Here is a 17,538-nt window from a genome sequence, read left to right on the forward strand (position 1 = left end):
ACACTGCATGAATTATTCTTTAATCGATTTCCTAACCTTGATCGGCGCGCTGGGGCTTTTCCTTTACGGGATGAAGCTGATGAGCGAGGCCCTGCAAAAAGTGGCCGGAAGCAAGCTGCGAAATTTTCTGGCAGCCATGACTTCCAACCGGTTCATGGGCGTAGTAACAGGTCTTTCCATTACGGCCATCATTCAGTCGTCGAGTGCCACCACGGTAATGATCGTGAGTTTTGTAAATGCCGGGCTACTCACTCTTACCGAATCGGCCGGGGTGATAATGGGGGCCAACATAGGTACCACTGTCACTGCCTGGATCATTTCCATCCTGGGTTTTAAAGTGAAAATGAGTGTACTGGCTTTCCCGATAATTGGAATAGGCTTTCCTTTAATTTTCTCCAAAAAAACACGCAACCAGTCGTGGGGAGAAGTATTGGTAGGTTTTGCCCTGCTTTTTATCGGTCTCGAAAGTCTGAAAACCAGTGTTCCCAACATTGGCGAAAACCCGGAGATACTGGAATTCCTGAAGAACTTTACCGGAATGGGTATTGGCTCAAGTTTGATTTTCCTGGTTATCGGAACCATACTAACCGTGGTTATTCAGTCGTCGAGCGCCACCATGGCTTTAACCCTGGTAATGTGTAACAATGGCTGGATCAATTTCGACAGCGCTGCGGCCATGGTACTGGGCGAGAACATTGGTACTACCATTACTGCCAACATTGCAGCTGTAGTAGCCAATTCATCGGCTAAAAGAGCCGCCCGAGTCCATTTCATGTTCAACGTTGTAGGGGTTATCTGGGTGCTTTCTATCTTCCCGTACTTCCTGAGAGGGGTTGACAACATTACACAGTATATTACCGGAAGTTCAGCGTTTACTAACCCGGGTGCTGTCCCGATCGCCCTGTCGTTTTTCCATACAGCCTTTAATATTCTGAATGTATTAATACAGATTTGGTTTATAAAATACCTGGTGAACCTGGTGCAGCGTATTGTTCCTGAAAAAGAGGATGAACAGGAGTTCAAACTGAAATACATTAAATTCGGAATGCTTAGCACGCGGGAGCTTTCATTGCTTCAGGCTAAAAAGGAGATTGCTGTATATGCCCAGCAAACCAAAAAACTGCTCGGACGGCTTAACAATATGATGAACGAAGACAATGAGCGCAAGGTTTTAAAGCAATTCGGAAAGATTGAAATGGGAGAAGATAAAAGTGATCAGATGGAAGTATCGATCGCAAAATATCTGACCAAAGTAGCCGAGGGAGAGTTGAGTAAGCAGTCGTCGAGAAACATCAGTTCCATGCTGCGAATTGTGGACGAAATTGAGAGCATTGGCGATTCGTGTCTGAGCATTGCTCGTACCTTGTTGCGCATTAGCGATAAAAAGGAAAAGCTAACGCCCGAAATGAAAAAGAAACTCTCGGACATGTATGTTTTGGTTGAAAAGGCCATGGATATTATGATCGAGAACCTGAATAAAAACAATTACGAGGTGGATAAAACCGCCAGCGATGCGATAGAGAAACAAATCAACCGGTTCCGTGATAAGCTCCGGAAAGAGCATGTGATAAGCATTGAGAGCGAAGAATATTCTTACCAGATCGGAACCTTGTACAAGGATATTTTCTCTGGTCTGGAAAGAATGGGCGACCATATTTACGATGTAACCACATCGATTGTGGATTACTCCGAGTCGTAGTCGGCCATCGTTTCAATAAAAGGGAGAACCCGGATTTTTGTTAAAAGAATCCGGGTTTTTTTATGCTGAATGGTGCTGTTTCAAAAGCAGGTGTATTTGAAATGATTCTTTCAGCTTGTAAGTAATAGCCGGAATCAAATCAGACCGTCATTTGCCTGACTGGGATTTTCGCGTTTGACGGATCAAGGGAGTGTTTATCGCTTAAGACGTTCTCCTTAAGTTTATTTTTCACGGATACTCAAGTACGAGAATGAAAGCGTGAAGATTTGTGGGCTATCTCTTTAGCGAAACAAAGGCCTGCAAAAAAAAGATTCCATCTTTTTCCGTGAGGAATGAAAAGATGGAATCTTCATCTACAGGCGCTGAACCTGTTTCTGTATATACAAGTTTCTTATTTCACTTCGTTGGTCATCGAGTACGGATAGCTTTCCTGACTTGCACCCCGTTCTTTATTGGGAGTGTTTGACATGGAGAAAGTTATCTCACCTCCGTTTTGGATGGTGGCATGTTTCAGGTAATTCTTCGTGTAGTTTTCGCCGTTTACGGTGGCTGCATCCACATACATATTTTCCTTTGAATTGTTGGGCGCATTGATGACAAAAGTGTTCCCGTTTTCAAGCTGCAGGGTAACTTTATTGAACAAGGGCGCTCCAAGTACATATTCATCGGTTCCGGGACAAACCGGATAGAAACCCATGGAGCTGAAAACATACCAGGCAGATGTTTGCCCGTTGTCTTCGTCGCCACAATAGCCGTCGGCCTGGTACGAATACAATTTATCGAGTACATCGCGCACATGGTATTGTGCTTTCCAGGGCTGGCTTGAATAATTGTAGAGGTAAATCATGTGCTGGATCGGCTGGTTTCCGTGTGCATAGTTACCCATTCCGGCAATCTGCATTTCACGGATTTCGTGAATGGGGAAGCCATAGTACGAATCGTCGAAAATGGGAGGAACCACAAAAATCGAATCGAGCATAGCCACAAAATCATCGTCTCCACCCATAAGCTGTTTCAGCCCTTCCACATCCTGGAAAACGCTCCAGGTATAATGCCAGCTGTTTCCTTCGGTAAAGGCATCACCCCATTTGTAGGGACTGAACGGAGCCTGAAAAGTTCCGTCTTCGTTTTTTCCACGCATCAGCCTGGTTTCCGGGTCAAACACATTGCGGAAGTTGCGCGCCCGTTTCTCAAACAAATCAATCTCTTCCTGCGGACGCTCCAGCGCCTGGGCCAGTTTCCAGATACAGTAGTCGGCATAGGCATATTCCAGCGTGCGGGCTGTATTCTCATTGATTCCTACGTTGTAGGGAATGTAACCCAGTTTGTTGTAGTAATCGGCGCCGTATCTGCCCACCGAGGTAATGTCTTCCATCCAGTTTTCGGTGTTTTTCAGAATAGCCTGGTACAAGGTTTCGATGTCGTAACCGCGGATTCCTTTTAAGTATGAATCAGCAATAAGCGAGGCCGAATTGGATCCGATCATACATCCACGGTGCCCGGGGCTTGCCCACTCAGGCAACCAGCCACTTTCTTTGTAGGTGTTAACCAGTCCTTCCATTATTTGTGCGTTCAGTTCCGGGTACATCAGCGTGAAAAACGGGAATACTGCACGGAAAGTGTCCCAAAAGCCGTTGTCGGTATACATATAACCGGGTAGCACCTCGCCGTTGTAGGGGCTGTAATGAACCACTTTGTTGTCCTTGTCGTACTCGTAAAAACTACGCGGGAAAAGCAACACGCGGTAAAGGGTAGAGTAGAAAGTTTTTTGCTGTGCTTCAGTGCCTCCTTCTACTTTTATTCTAGACAGTTCTTTTTCCCAAATGGCCGCTCCTTCATTTTTTACCTGCTCCAAAGTTTTATCGCCGATCTCTCGGGTCAGGTTCAGTTCTGCCTGTTCCTGAGAAATAAAAGAAGAGGCAATTTTTACGTTCACTTTTTCTCCCTTTTTGGTTTTAAATCCTACAATACCGCCCACATGAAAGCTTTTGGCTTCGTTGCTGTCCTGAAGATTTTCGTCTTTCCAGGTTTTTACTTCCTCAAAATCTTTGTCGAATACGGCCACAAAGTAGTTTTTGAAATTGGAAGGAACGCCACCGCTGTTGTTCTGGCAATAACCGATGATCTTTCTTTCCTCGGGAATGATTTTTACCATCGAGCCGCCGTTGAACGCATCCAGAACCACGTACGAATGATCGTTCTCCGGAAAAGTAAAACGGAAAGAAACCGCGCGGTCGGTAGGAGAGAACTCGGTGGTTACATCGTAATCGGCCAGGTATACTTTGTAGTAGTGAGGGCGTGCTACTTCGGCTTTGTGCGAAAACCAGGAAGCGCGCTCGTCTTCATTCCATTTCAGATCGCCGGTTACGGGCATTAACGAAAAGGCCGCGTAATCGTTGATCCACGGACTTGGCTGATGGGTTTGTTTAAACCCACGGATTTTATATGCATCGTAGCCGTAGCACCATCCATCGCCCATTTTCCCGGTTTGGGGAGTCCAGAAATTCATACCCCAGGGGCGTGCAATTGCCGGGTAGGTATTCCCGTTGGAGAGTTTAAACTCCGAATCGGTACCCATCAACGGGTTTACAAGATCGACCAAACTCGCATTGTCGTTGTTTTGAGAATGGTTCTTAGTTTCTGATTTCGTACAGCCCAGAAAAAGGGCCAGCATAAAAATAAAAATTGAAAATTTCATTATAAATCGAATGTCAGTTTAAGTATTGAGGCAAATGTAAAACTTATGTCCTGATTTCTGTGATTGAACTTGTCTATAATCCAATTTTTGACTTGCTGTTCATATATCATTTTGTTCAATATTATTTTGAAAGGAAGGTTTTGTGTAGGGGATTAAGGGGGACGGGAACAATGAAGAACGTGAAATTGAAGGTATCATGTTCGGTGGGGTATAAAGCCTATAAAAAGAAATTTCCTTCCCGGAAAACCGGGAAGGAAAAACCTTAATGTATGAATTAGTTGGTCTGGGTCCTCAATTTAAGAGGTAAATCCGTTCAAGCTTATTCCTTTTCGAAACGAATGTTGGCAAAATAGTAAACCACATCAGGCGACGGGTTAACACCGGGTTCACCTCCGATATTCAGGATGATTACCCTGTTGTGTTTATCCAAAGCCTGCGACATGTCTATCGTAATGTCAGTCCATTTTTGTAATTGAGTATCATCAATGTAAAATTTATCCAGCGCCCAGTATTGCTGTCCATAGCTTGAGTTGGAGCCAAAAGACCACATCCTGTTCATGAAACGCGGCCACAGACGTTGAAACTCTTTATTGTCGCCGGTAAATACACTTTTAGCAGGTGCATAAACTCTAAATTTCAAATACCTGTAATCCGTTACATTGAACTCATATTCCTTGGGTAAAGCAAATACCATGGAGGCACTTTTGGCCTTACAAACCACTTTGTAAACGTTTTCCAAACCTTCCCCTGTCGGAGCATCGGTGGCTGGATACGTCACATCAATGTTAAAGTTGGTCGACTGAACATTTCCGTTTAAAAGGAATTGGTTATCGATCAGTACAGATGATGGACCTTCCACCAACTCTACAATTCCGCTTTCAACAAAGGGCTGGAGCAAATTATCGAGGCCCATTGAATTGGGTATGTAATAAACCTTTTCCAGAATACCTGCTTCCATCAGGTCTTTCAGGGTTTGCGCATTTGCTTCCGACATGTCGCCTACTTTTCGCATAAACGGAGAAAAACTACCTCCGCCAACTACGTCAGTATATCCATTGCGGTCATAAGTTAATTCAGGCAACAGGAACAGATCTCCTCCTGTTAAATCCAGTTCTTTCAAACCCGGAAAATAGAAGATATCCTGCAAGGTATTGGCATGAACCGGGTAAACCAGCTTGGAAACCGATGAAACAGCGTCGGAGGTAAAGGTTTCAACTCCGTTGGCGAGTAAAATATCCCTTTCTGCCACCGAAAATTCAGTCGCACCCGTCGGCATATCAATCATCAACTTGTCGTTTAAAACAACGGTATCCAGAATGGGTGTACTATTGACAATCGGTATGATTTTATAATCGATATTGATTTCGGTAGCTTGTCCGGCACTAACGTTTCCAACAAAGAAACGGGAATTATCGCCGCGCGCACCTTTGCGAGTAACGCCATCCTTGTCAACATATTCAAACGATAAACCGTAGTAGTTGAGCAGAACCGAGGATAATCCGTTCGGCCAGTCGATAACGGCCGCTGTTGGCGATTTCAAAATTCTGGGAGTACTAACCTGCAGCGAGGCCAGATCGTCGGCAGTAAATGGAATAAGAGCAATTTCCTGTGGAACCGACGGGTTGTTGTGCTCATCGATGGTGTAAATTTTAAAACGGTACAACTTTCTAAGTGTTAGTCCGGTTATATTTACATAAGATACCAGTGAGTCGATGGTAAGCACCTGATCGTCATACTCGACAATGGTTTTTTGAGCCTTGCCCAATTTAATTTGATCTGAAGGGATGCGGCCGGCTTTCATCAAGTCGATTTCAACGCGCTCAAAACCTATGTGGCCAACAATCGTGTCGAAACGCGCCGGGTATACTATTTCTCCTTCGTACTTCTCCTGCAATTCATACATATCACTGCATCCGTAAAGAGAAGCAGCTATAATTATTAATAATGCTATGTATTTCATATGATAAACTTTAATCTGTTTTTTATTGACCAGCTTTTCGCCCGTAAAGTGTTAGTTCCGATAAGCAATTCGCATCTTCGCGGGTGTAATTGGCTGTAAACCCTTTCATAGCCCTGTACCTAAACCAGCGGGTAGGCTTGGTGTACTGCGGATCATCGGGATACATATAGGCCATATCGCCGGCTTCTCCTTTTTTTACAAACTCTAACTCGCTTAAACCAACCGGAACCGGAATCTGGTGCTCCGAAATAATGCTCCATTTTGACGAATCCTCGTCCCAGTAGTACATTTCGTAAATACCAACGTTCTCCGACTTGTAGTACTGACCTCTGTTAACATTGTTCAACCCACCCGAGTGTCTTTGAACGGTAACAATCCGGCTTAATTCGTAGTAATCACCCAGGTCAATGATAAAATTCCAGGGCATATTCCCATCATCTTTATTACCGGTACGTCCCCTTGCTTGGGTGTGCATAAAGTTGAGGTTATCTCCACGGTCAATAATTCCGTCGATCACATAACGCAGACGTCCTTCCAGGCCGTCGCCAAAACATTGAGGAACTCCTCCGATGGAGTCATTTGCAGCAGGCAGTACCCATTTTTCCTTCGGAATTTCCATGTCTTCGTATAAAGTCAGGGTTCCTTTGTCGATTGACTCGGTAATATTCCCGTAAATATCTTCAACACGCAGCTTTACAGAAATAGGATTATCAGGTCCCAAATCAAGATCTTCCACAAAGCGTCTTTCCTCTTGCAGGTTGGACGAGAATACGGAGGTGAACGAATGATCTGCTCCGTCTTTGCTAAAGGTAAAATCTACATATACGTTGATACTTTGTTCCAGATCGTTTTTCCAATCGATAAAAAATGAACTAAAACCTGGTTTTACTTCCATTGATTCGGCTACCCGGGTAATGGCAGGCTGCAAAGGTTTTACCGTTACTTTTACCGGAGCTGATTTGTTACCTGCGCGGTCAACGGCATACAGGTCAACCTGGTATTCAATTGTATCTCCAAATCCATAAACATCCAGAGAATCTTTAAAATAGCTCGACGAGAAAGAGAAGGTCTTTCCGTGTTTATTGGTATAAACGGCATCAACACTTAACAAATCCTCGTCACTTGGTATTTCGTAATAGAAACGGGCACCTCCGTACAGAGGATTATAAGTGATATCCGTAGGCTGGTTGGGCGGGATTGAATCGTCAGATCCACTAATGCGGGTTTCTTCCTCGTTACAGGAGAAAACAATGCCAACCAAAGCAATTAAAAATAAGATATTAAATATTCTTGTTTTCATAAATTCCTTTCTTTAAAGGGTTTTACATACTACCATCCAGGATTCTGGATCAGCATGGAATTCGTATTCAATTCATTTAAGTCGATAGGCCACAAACAGTTGTTGATGGTAAACTGACGCGACTGTTTCGCCTGAAGGATAAAAAAGTCGGCTCCGGTTTCGCCAGTGTGAGTCCATCCCCATACTGGAGAAGAGAATTCGTTTATTGCCCTGCGGTGTCTGATCATATCCCAGAAATGACTTCCTTCAAAAGCAAACTCAACACCTCTTTCTTCCAGTATAATATCGCGCATGCCTTCTTTGTTTTTATGCTTGTTGGCTGTTCTTACGATACTTGGATCAGCCCAAACATCTTCAATGTTGGGAATTCCTGCACGTTCGCGAACCAGGTTAATGGCATCGTATACCTCCTGTGTCGGAGCATCGTAATACTCGTTCAATGCTTCTGCTTTCATCAGATACAGGTCGGCCAAACGAATGATCGGGTAGGGGTATTTGATGGTACGCTGCCAGGCACCCGATTTCGACTCGGGATGAACAAATTTCTTAATGGCAATACCCGTTTCGTAAAAGTCGGTTGTATGTTGCGAAGAGTTATAACCGCCATCTTCACCGGCATACATCATGGTGTTGATACGAACTCCGTGCGTACGCCAGTAGCCTCCGGTTATACCCAGGTTGGCATAAAAGCGAGGTTCGCGGTTCAAATAAAGTTTGATTGTTTCGGCACCCGGCTGCATAATCCCTTTTAATTCGGCATATTCTTCGTCGTCTACACCGGGAGTTTGTACAATTTCGAACTTTTTGTCATTTTCAAAAGTCACATCCTGCTCAATCGGTACTCCATTTTTTGTATAATAGCGTTCTGCCATCCGGTATGTGGCACCCATCCATTGCCATGAAAATCCTGCTGTATTGGTAGTTCCATCGCCATATCCTTCGGGTAGACGCATGTTGGTAGAGTGAGCCAGTTCTCCCTGGTTGTAAATATCAATATTTGAATATCCCCAGATAAGTTCCTTGTTCCAGGGGTCGGTAATCACCATTCTCAAATCATAGAGCTTTTTCATCTTCTCCTGGTTTTCGGCAAAGTCTTCACGGTCAAAAAGATAGGGCTCTTTTTCGTAGGAGTAAAGAGCTATCCCTGCGGATTCGCAGGTGCTTATTGCATCTTCGATGGCGTCGATGGCGTCTTTCCATTTTTCCTTGTCGTACTGCAATGGGAAAAATGCCTGGCCGTCGGCATCTACAAAGTCACCAAAGTACTCCATGTTGCCGTTGAAGAATGGACTGGCACGAAACAACATCACACGTGCTTTAATGGCTTTGGCTACCAGTTGGTCAACCTGGCCTAACAGAGTGGCAGGAGCTTTTTCTTTCAAATCCGGAATCGCTTCGTCCATAAGGGTAATAATGTAATCAAAACACTCATCCACTTTCGAACGTTTCAAAAACAGTTGTTCAGGCGAGGCATCGGCTGTAATAAGCTCATCGGCAATAACAATCGGGCCGTAGCGCTGAACCAGCAGAAAGTTATAGTAGGCTTTCAAAAACTTCACCTGGGCTTTCCAGTCTGCTCTTTCCAGGTCAGTCATATCAGGCACGTTGTCGATGTGTGCAAGGAATACATTTGCCTGTCGGATTCCTTCGTACAAAGGACGTCCGCCACCCGTACCGGACCAGTTGCCCAACAATGGAGAGTTGGCTGATTGCAATCCTCTCATAATCCTTATTCCTCTTAAATGACCGGTATTATCGTTAAGATCCAGTCGTCCCAGCCACTCGTCTCCAAGCGTCCAGGAGGTGTTGTGTGTTTCATCATCTGAGGGCATGTAGTTGTACACTTTTGCCAAAGCGTCCCATGCCTCTTCTTTCTTTTTGAACAAGTCCTCCAGCGTGATGGTATTATCCGGAACTACATCCAAATACTCGGTACACGAAGGTATTACTGAAAGAATGTATATGATTACTAATATTCTTGTCAATATTTTCATATCAATTTTTTTTTTATAATTAAAATGCTAATTGAACCCCTAAGTTAAACCTTCGGTTGGGTGGATATCCCAATCCATTACGGCCCATTTCCGGATCCCATAATTTGAATGGACTGATTATAAACAGGTTTACTCCACTACAATAGATTCGGGCATTTTTAAGTCCTAACTTTTCAAATTTCTTGGAAGAAATGTTATAACCCATTTCCACCGTTTTTAAACGCAGGAAAGCACCGTTTCTTAACCACCAGGTGGATGTTTGCGTGTTGTTGGCAAGTGGTTCAACCGACAAGCGAGGCCAGAAAGCATGAACATCCGGATTGGTTTCAGACCAGTGGTCTTCGGCAATAATGGCAAGTGCATTTCTTCTTGACGCAAACGGGGCAATACCATGCCTATTGGCGGCATTATCACTGGCATCGCTGGCATCGATAAAAAATGATACTCTTGAATTCCCTTGGAAGAAGAAAGATAAATCAAAGTTTTTGTGCCCGCCGGATAATCCAAAACCGTATTGAATTTCGGGTACGGTTGGTAAGCCTAAAGGAACACGGTCGTTTGAGTTAACAATACCGTCACCGTTCACATCCTTGTATTTGATGTCACCGGCCTGGTAAGTTCCAAAATCCTGTTTGGGCGAGTTGGCAATTTCAGCTTCGTCAACAAATAAGCGTTCGGCAATTAATCCCCACCACTGGTTAATGGAATGACCTTTACGTTTCAGGTATTCATCGGCATATTCTTTTTCGTCCAGTTCAACGTATTCGTTGGTGGCATAGGTCAGGTTGGCGCGTCCGGTCAGCCACCAGTCGTTGGTCGAAATGTACTGATAGTCAACCGAAGCTTCGTAACCCCACGATTTTACTTTTCCTACGTTTCCGCTGATTGCTGCTTCCAAACCCGCTGTAGACGGGAAGTTTTGGCGTTGCATGTAAATATTGTCCCTGATGTCTTTGAAGAAATCTCCCTGTACTTTCAAGGCATCATCCAGGAAAGTAAGTTCAAGTCCCAGGTTCATTTTTGTGGAAACCTCCCAGGTAATTTCCTGGTTGGCATAACGGTTAATTTGGTAGCCGCCGTAAGAATTCATGAAAGTATTTCCCCAACGATAACCGTTGTCTCCTTTGGATATATCCGAAAGGTAAAAGAAACGGTCTTTGCGCTGAGCAATGGCATCGTTACCCACTTTACCCCAGGTAGCTTTCAGTTTAATGGTGTTGATTATTTTCTTCATCGGTTCCCAGAATCGCTCGTTGGAAATTAACCAACCACCACCAACCGATGGGAAGAAACCAAATCTTTTTGAACCACTGAATTTCTCTGAACCGTTGTAACCGTATGCAAATTCAAGGAAATAGCGACCATCGTAATCATAGGTCAAACGTCCTGAATTACCCATGTTTCTTTCGGGTAGCGTTTCGTAAATAGAATTACTGTTTCCGCCAGTCAAAAGGTATTCTTCAAACATGCCAACAGTCATTAAACCCAGGCTGTGGTTTCCGAATTTTTTATCCCAGTTCAAACGTGCTTCGTAGTAATAGTGTGCACTGGCATCACGTCCCGGGTTAACGTCTCCCAGATAACCTTGTCCGCTTTGCGAGTTTAGTTCGAATAATTTGTATTCGCCGGTAATTTGATTGTAGCTTTCCAGGTCGTAATAGAAAGGACTGTAAGTACGCTTACTGGAATATTTGCTCCAGGTGTTTACCGAAGCTTTCGCTTGAAACTTCAGGTTTTCGGTGATAAAGTCCAGGTCTTGCGAAAGCGTGGCCATCGCAGTAATCGAACTCTCGTTTCTGTCTTCGTACCCGCGAACCATTTCTGCATAAGGGTTCTGTTTCAAACTACCTGATACGAATGTATTTCCAAACAGGATATGATCGGCATACTTATGTGCCTCGTCGGGTTCGTAAACCGCCGGGAAGTCAACCGGGTTAGAATTCATTACCATGCGAAAGATGGAACTGGCTGAAGCGTTCGGTCCATTGTATCTTTCAAACCTTCCCTGCAAACGGGTGTCGAGTTTGGTGGTTGGAGTGATTCTGATTATAACATTGTTCCGCAATTGTACACGGTTGATGTCGATGTTGTTGTTAAAATTGTTTTTCGAGTCAACTTTTAACAAACCGGTTTCATTTTCAATTGATCCTGCTACATAGTAGGTTGCCACCTTACCTCCGCCGGAAACATTGAAATTGGCTTTTTTGTTAATGGTTGATTTTTCAAAAAGTTCGTCGTACCAGTCTATATTCGGATAGATCATTGGGTTTAGTCCGTCAGCGGTTGACTGAATTTTTTGCTCACTGTAGTAGGTACCGAGTATCGGGTTCCGAGAAACCCGGGCTTCGTTGTACAGCTTCATATAGTCCACTCCATCGAGCAAGTCATTCATCATGGTTGGAGTTGCCAGGTGCGACTCAAGTCTGATGTTGATTTTGGCAGGGCCTTCGCGTCCCGATTTGGTTTCAACAATGATAATACCGTTGGCACCCCTTGCACCATAAAGTACGGTAGCCGAAGCATCTTTTAAGATTGAAAAACTTTCAATGTTATCCGGTTCCAGGCGGGCCAGGTCATCCGAAGAGGCTTCAAATCCGTCGATCAGAATCAAGGGATTGGTTTTATAACCAAAGGTGGTTACCCCACGAACAAAAAACTGAGCGTTGTCAGCCCCCGGTTCCCCGGATGTTTGGTACGAAATAATCCCCGGAATTTTACCTGCCAGGGCAGAAGTAAGGTTCGATGCCGGTTGCTTTAATTCTGCAGGACGTACGGTTTCGATCGACGAAATTACGCTTTCCTTGCGTTGCTTACCGAAAGCAACTACCTGTACTTCCTCGAGTTGTGTGTCGTCGTCGTACATGGTAACGTTCAGAATGTTTTGTGCACCGATCACTTTTAGTTCACGATTTTTTCCCACAAACGAGAACTGAAGGGTATCGCCTCGGGCAACATCAATGTTGTACTCTCCGTTAACGTTGGTAACCGTCCCCCTGGTTGTTCCCACAACGATAATTGATACACCGGGAATCGGTTGTCCGTCAACGCCGCTTACAACCCCCGTAATTTGTTTTTGGGGATCCTGTTTTACCGGCTGCAATGTGTTCAGTCTCTTTTTAAGGATAATCTGGTTCTCTTCAATCTCGGCTGAAACGGAAGCCTGATCACAGAATTCCTTTAAAACAACATCCAGAGATTGATTTTTGGCCTGGATCGTAATTCGCTGTCCCTGAATAAAAATCTCGTCACGGTACAGAAAATAATAATCAGTCTGATCTTCAATCTGATTGATTAACTCCTGAACAGTCGCATTTTTCAGGTTAAAACTCAATTTTGCATTTTGAGAATAGGAATTAGCCCATCCTAGGGTACAGACTAAGAAGGTAAAGATAAGTGTTAGTTTCATTTTTTTGAAATTGAGAACATTACCTTTTCTCTTGAAAAGGTATTTCTTTCGTAATTTTCTCATAAATTTGCTAGGTTAAATTATTTATTATTTACACTATTTAAAGCTGGGAAGTGGTGGCTCACGACCTGGCTTTTTCTTTTTTATCTCAACATATATTCCGATTCATTTGTATTGACCAAATCCAATGCTGCGGCTTTGGCAAAAATGTTTAATACTGTTTCTTTATCGCCTCGTAGTTCCAGCTTTCCGGTAATCCTCAGCATTCCCATGGTTGGGTCGGCCAAGCCAATCTGTATGTTGTAGTACCGTTCCAGCTTTTTGATGACTCTGTTTAGCTCCTGGGTTTCGAAAATCAGATAGCCCTGATGCCAGGAAATGTAGTTTTCTACATCAACCTTTGAAATACTGGTTTTCTTTGTTTCGATGTCGAAGGCTGCACGTTGGTTTGGTTCCAAAATGTATTCCTTGCTTCCCAGGTGAAAACCGGGTTTGCTTATTTTTACTTTTCCCTCTACCAAAATGGTTTCTACTATTTTATCTGCCGGATAAGCTGATAAGTCAAACTTGGTTCCCAGTACTTCAATATTCAGTTCTTCCGTTTTTACAATAAAAGGTTTGTTTACATCGTGCACTACTTCAAAATAGCCTTCCCCCATTAAGGAAACAACCCTTTTCCCTCCGTCAAAACTGGAAGGATATGCCAAACGCGATCCTGCATTCAGATGGGCGATTGTCCCGTCGGGCAGTTTTATCGATGCATTCTTGCCATACGGAACAAAAAGCTCGTTAATATTTTCATTGTTTCTTATCCTGGGAGTTGAAACCGTATCTTTTTTATTGATAACAATTTGTCCGTCAGGTTTGTATTCGATCTCCGATTTTTTTTCCGGTATCTGAACATTACTTCCATCAGAAAGGATCAGCGTTGAATAGCCAGGGGAGTTGTTAACCTGGATATTCTCAAAAACTTCGCTATCCCGATTATTATTTAAATATTGATTGATTGCGACACCCATTACAAAGAAGAGAATTCCGACTGCCGCATACCGGAAGTACGAAAACAAGATGATTTTCTTTCTTGATTTTCTTCCCTTGTTGTCGAGTTCCGTTATAATGGAAGAAAAGACTTCTTTTGATACATTAGATACATTGGGGGTAGGGGCAGACTGAAGATGTGAGACGATCATGCGTGCGATCCGGATTTGTTCTTTTTCGGATTCATGCTTTTTCATGTAATCATCCCAGTACTCCTCCAGATCTTTGGTGGGATTGAGCACCCATCGCACAAAGTCCGGATCTTCGTAATATTTCAAAAATTTATCCATTAGCATAAGAGACTTACATTAGTAAGGGCTCTTGTGAATTAAAACATGGACATTAATCCGATAAAATTTTTGAAAAAAGAAGAAAAAAGATGGGGGCGAAGCTGTCTGTGTGAATTTCACTGCGCAATGATAACAAGGCCCTGTATAAAAGTTTTCGGGCAGATTCAACCGAAATCATCATAATATCAGCTATTTCCGGATAACTCATTTCCTCTTCGAATTTGAGGTAAATGATTTCCTTTTGTTTGGGGGGCAGTTTTGATACGGCCGCTTTGAGGGTTTGGCTTATTTCCCGGGTTGTTTCTTCTTCAATAAGCTTGTCCTGGTAACTGTACTCAATGGTGAAATCAAAGTCAAATTTGCCTTCTTTGATATCGAGTAACTCAATTTTTTTACTGCTTTTGATCTTTTTAAGCAGGTTGTTTCTTAAGGAGATAAAGAGATAAGCTTTCAGATTTTTGATATCGACATTCAGTTTCTTTCGTTTCATAAACAGATCGATAAAAATCTCCTGCAAACTGTCGTGGACTATTTCGCGATTGGCACAAAGCTTATACCCATAAGAAATCAATTGATTTATATGCAGCTCATAAAGAGAGGAAAAGCTTTTATCGTTTCCACTCAGAAATGATTCCCATAAGTAATTTACATACTCGTCACTGTACTGTCCCATTCGTCACAAGTTGGAAGGCTTGGTAAAGTTCACCTTTTTTCTAAAATAATAAACAACGCAATGATATAAAAAGATTTTTTTCAACAAAGTCATGGAGGGCATTTCAATTTAATTTTGGGATTAACAGGAAATACAGTTTTGCTCCGGTTTTACTTTTTACTTAAAATCAAACCGATAAATTTTGACGATTAAACTAAAACAGCGTGGTGAAAAATAGAACTGGTCTAAATTGTTGGCTTTTTAAAAGAGAGTCTTTCCCAAATGTTTTTTTTGTTTAATTTCAACTGTTTAAAAACTAATTTTCAACCAAGTAACCAGAGACTTATGAAAACTCTACTAATGCTAGCTCTTTTGTGTGTATTCTACATCACTTCTGTGGGACAAAAAAGCAAAATCAAGTTTGGAAAGATTGATGAGAGTGACCTCAAAATGCAGGTGTACGAACCAGATACTTCGGCAGTGGCTGTTATCTTATTTGAACAGGGGAAGAGTGAAATAAAGTATGATCAATCGAACGGATGGAAGCTGCTTTTTACCAAACATCAGCGAATAAAAATACTGAAGCAAGAAGGAGTGAGTTACGCCGATTTTCAAATTGGGCTGAGTTCTAATAAAAATAATAGCGAGGAAGTTAATGGATTAAAGGCCGTTACTTTTAATCTGGAAGATGGGAAAGTGGTAAAGACCGAACTGGACAAAAAAGATGTCCATCTGGAGGAGGTAAACAAGTATTACCAGCTTCAAAGTTTCTCGTTGCCCAATGTGAAAGCCGGTTCGGTTATCGATGTGGTTTATACGATCGATTGTAAAGCTTTTTTTCGGAATATGCGCCCCTGGAGGTTCCAGCATTCTATTCCAACCGTGTTTAGCGAATACGAAGTGCAAATTCCGGAATATTTCAGGTTTCGTAAATTTGCATTGGGTTTTGAAAGTTTTACGCTTGCCGAGGAGACTACCGTATCCGACAAAGTTACTTTAATGTCGAAGTCAAGAGTGAGTAACGGCTCTTTTAGTGGGGTCAAAACAGAATTCAGCTCAGATCTTGTAACATTCAATTCAGCCAGGTATCATTTTATTGCCGAGAATGTACCCGATTTTAAAGAAGAGGCATTTACATCAACGGTCGATAATTACATTCAACAGGTTCAGTTCGAGTTGCAATACGTCCAGTTTCCGGGAGATAAATTATACTCTTATGCCGAGTCGTGGGAATCCATCAACAAAGAACTAAGCGATGATGAAGATTTTGGGAAGATTGTTTTTGGCCCGGTGAAATTTCTTCAGGAAGAAACCGATGCATTGATTGCACGTGCAGGCAGCAACCGGGAAAAAGTGGAAATACTGCTTTCGCATGTTCGTGCCAATTATAAGTTTAACGATTTGCGAAGAATTTACTCCAAGGGGCTTCGAAGTGTCCTGAAAGATAAAAACGGGAATGTGGCGGACATTAATTTTTTGCTGGCAGGTTATTTAAGGTCGGCCGGCTTCGATGTAAAACCTGTTGTTTTAAGTACGCGCGAGAACGGTGCCTTTATTTTCCCCACCGTAACCGGTTTTGATTATGTTGCTTTGATATGCGATGTTGACGGGAACAAGGTACTGTTAGATGCTGCCAACAAATACAATGGAATTAACGAGCTCCCTTTCGAATGTTTGAACGGTAAGGGACTGATTGTTGGAAATACCAACCCTGAATGGGTGGAGTTAATGGAAATCGGTAATTCGACCGCCAATTATATTGCAACGCTCAATGTAGAGCCCGACGGGAAGTTATCGGGCAGCGTGGGAGTGGCACGTAATGGATATTCGGCACAGGCTTTCCGCAATAAAGTTGATCAGTTTAGCAGTGTCGAGAAATTCACCGAAGATTTTGCAAAAGACAACCAGGACTGGGATATTGCTCTGCACGAGATAAACGGGTTGAATTGTTTGGAGCCCAGGGTGGTAGAAAAAATGGAGCTTTCGGTGGGCAATAAAAGCATTTTTGCCGGAGACAAAATATATGTTTCTCCCATTATCTTCAATACAATGGACGAGAATCCTTTTAAATTAAAGGAACGAAAGTACCCGGTTGACTTTGGCTTTACTTTTAAAGAAAATGAAATGATCGTACTCAACGTCCCCGAAGGATATGTGGTGGATGAACTTCCTGAAGCTACCAAAGCCGGGTTGCCTGATAGTAAGGCCGTTTTTATGTTCTCGGCTAATAAAATAGGAGAAAAACAAATTCATATAACCACTTCTTTAACAATCAATAAGCCGGTAATGCTCGCAGAAGACTACGTGAATCTGAAAGAGTTGTTCAATATGATTATTGAGAAGCAAAACCAGCAAATCGTTTTAAAGAAGATATGATTCTGAAATAATTTATTTCGCCGGGAGCTGTCCCGGAAGTTAATACTGGTAGCTGTTGCACAACCCTCTAATTTTTAAGTACCTGTTAAAACTACGAAGGGGAATAAGCTGTTTCTCGCGTTTTT

At 42.8% G+C, this 17,538-nt stretch carries 9 protein-coding genes; 2 read left to right on the plus strand and 7 right to left on the minus strand.

The window, feature by feature from the left end; genetic code table 11:
• Nucleotides 1-7: 7 nt before the first annotated feature.
• The gene (locus D1614_RS17800; protein WP_119439322.1) at nucleotides 8-1,699 is read left to right on the plus strand and encodes a Na/Pi cotransporter family protein; all 1,692 of its coding nucleotides are present in this window, start codon (nucleotides 8-10) and stop codon (nucleotides 1,697-1,699) included.
• A 391-nt stretch (nucleotides 1,700-2,090) separates the two neighbouring features.
• On the opposite strand, the gene D1614_RS17805 is transcribed toward D1614_RS17800, so the two are convergent.
• The 7 genes from D1614_RS17805 to D1614_RS17835 all read right to left on the minus strand — a co-directional run bounded on the left by D1614_RS17805 (nucleotide 2,091) and on the right by D1614_RS17835 (nucleotide 15,058).
• Nucleotides 2,091-4,397, minus strand: coding sequence for a GH92 family glycosyl hydrolase (locus D1614_RS17805; protein ID WP_119439323.1), 2,307 nt, complete (start codon nucleotides 4,395-4,397; stop codon nucleotides 2,091-2,093).
• A 319-nt stretch (nucleotides 4,398-4,716) separates the two neighbouring features.
• Nucleotides 4,717-6,357, minus strand: a complete 1,641-nt coding sequence (locus D1614_RS17810) for a DUF4998 domain-containing protein (RefSeq protein WP_206610065.1) — start codon at nucleotides 6,355-6,357, stop codon at nucleotides 4,717-4,719.
• 22 nt (nucleotides 6,358-6,379) lie between these two features.
• Nucleotides 6,380-7,657: a DUF4959 domain-containing protein gene (locus D1614_RS17815; RefSeq protein WP_119439325.1), complete on the minus strand. Its 1,278-nt coding sequence runs from the start codon at nucleotides 7,655-7,657 to the stop codon at nucleotides 6,380-6,382.
• Nucleotides 7,658-7,686: 29 nt separating this feature from the next.
• Complete coding sequence (locus tag D1614_RS17820) at nucleotides 7,687-9,651, minus strand: RagB/SusD family nutrient uptake outer membrane protein (RefSeq protein WP_119439326.1); 1,965 nt, start codon at nucleotides 9,649-9,651, stop codon at nucleotides 7,687-7,689.
• Nucleotides 9,652-9,670: 19 nt separating this feature from the next.
• A complete protein-coding gene (locus tag D1614_RS17825; protein WP_119439342.1) occupies nucleotides 9,671-13,057 on the minus strand; it encodes a SusC/RagA family TonB-linked outer membrane protein in 3,387 nt (1,128 codons plus the stop codon).
• Nucleotides 13,058-13,200: 143 nt separating this feature from the next.
• Complete coding sequence (locus tag D1614_RS17830; RefSeq protein ID WP_162304547.1) at nucleotides 13,201-14,385, minus strand: FecR family protein; 1,185 nt, start codon at nucleotides 14,383-14,385, stop codon at nucleotides 13,201-13,203.
• 52 nt (nucleotides 14,386-14,437) lie between these two features.
• Nucleotides 14,438-15,058 (minus strand): RNA polymerase sigma factor, encoded by a 621-nt coding sequence (locus D1614_RS17835; protein WP_119439328.1) that lies wholly within the window; start codon nucleotides 15,056-15,058, stop codon nucleotides 14,438-14,440.
• 324 nt (nucleotides 15,059-15,382) lie between these two features.
• Between D1614_RS17835 and D1614_RS17840 the strand changes: the two genes are divergently transcribed.
• Nucleotides 15,383-17,413, plus strand: coding sequence for a DUF3858 domain-containing protein (locus tag D1614_RS17840; RefSeq protein ID WP_162304548.1), 2,031 nt, complete (start codon nucleotides 15,383-15,385; stop codon nucleotides 17,411-17,413).
• The last annotated feature ends 125 nt before the right edge of the window (nucleotides 17,414-17,538 follow it).

This window comes from Maribellus luteus (assembly GCF_003576475.1).
Taxonomy (GTDB): Bacteria; Bacteroidota; Bacteroidia; order Bacteroidales; family Prolixibacteraceae; genus Draconibacterium; species Draconibacterium luteum.

Excerpts from the sequence above, each read along its gene's own strand:
- D1614_RS17800 (WP_119439322.1), top strand. The coding sequence starts at position 8 with ATGAATTATTCTTTAATCGATTTCCTAACCTTGATCGGCGCGCTGGGG.
- D1614_RS17805 (WP_119439323.1), bottom strand. The coding sequence starts at position 4,397 with ATGAAATTTTCAATTTTTATTTTTATGCTGGCCCTTTTTCTGGGCTGT.
- D1614_RS17810 (WP_206610065.1), bottom strand. The coding sequence starts at position 6,357 with ATGAAATACATAGCATTATTAATAATTATAGCTGCTTCTCTTTACGGA.
- D1614_RS17815 (WP_119439325.1), bottom strand. The coding sequence starts at position 7,657 with ATGAAAACAAGAATATTTAATATCTTATTTTTAATTGCTTTGGTTGGC.
- D1614_RS17820 (WP_119439326.1), bottom strand. The coding sequence starts at position 9,651 with ATGAAAATATTGACAAGAATATTAGTAATCATATACATTCTTTCAGTA.
- D1614_RS17825 (WP_119439342.1), bottom strand. The coding sequence starts at position 13,057 with ATGAAACTAACACTTATCTTTACCTTCTTAGTCTGTACCCTAGGATGG.
- D1614_RS17830 (WP_162304547.1), bottom strand. The coding sequence starts at position 14,385 with ATGGATAAATTTTTGAAATATTACGAAGATCCGGACTTTGTGCGATGG.
- D1614_RS17835 (WP_119439328.1), bottom strand. The coding sequence starts at position 15,058 with ATGGGACAGTACAGTGACGAGTATGTAAATTACTTATGGGAATCATTT.
- D1614_RS17840 (WP_162304548.1), top strand. The coding sequence starts at position 15,383 with ATGAAAACTCTACTAATGCTAGCTCTTTTGTGTGTATTCTACATCACT.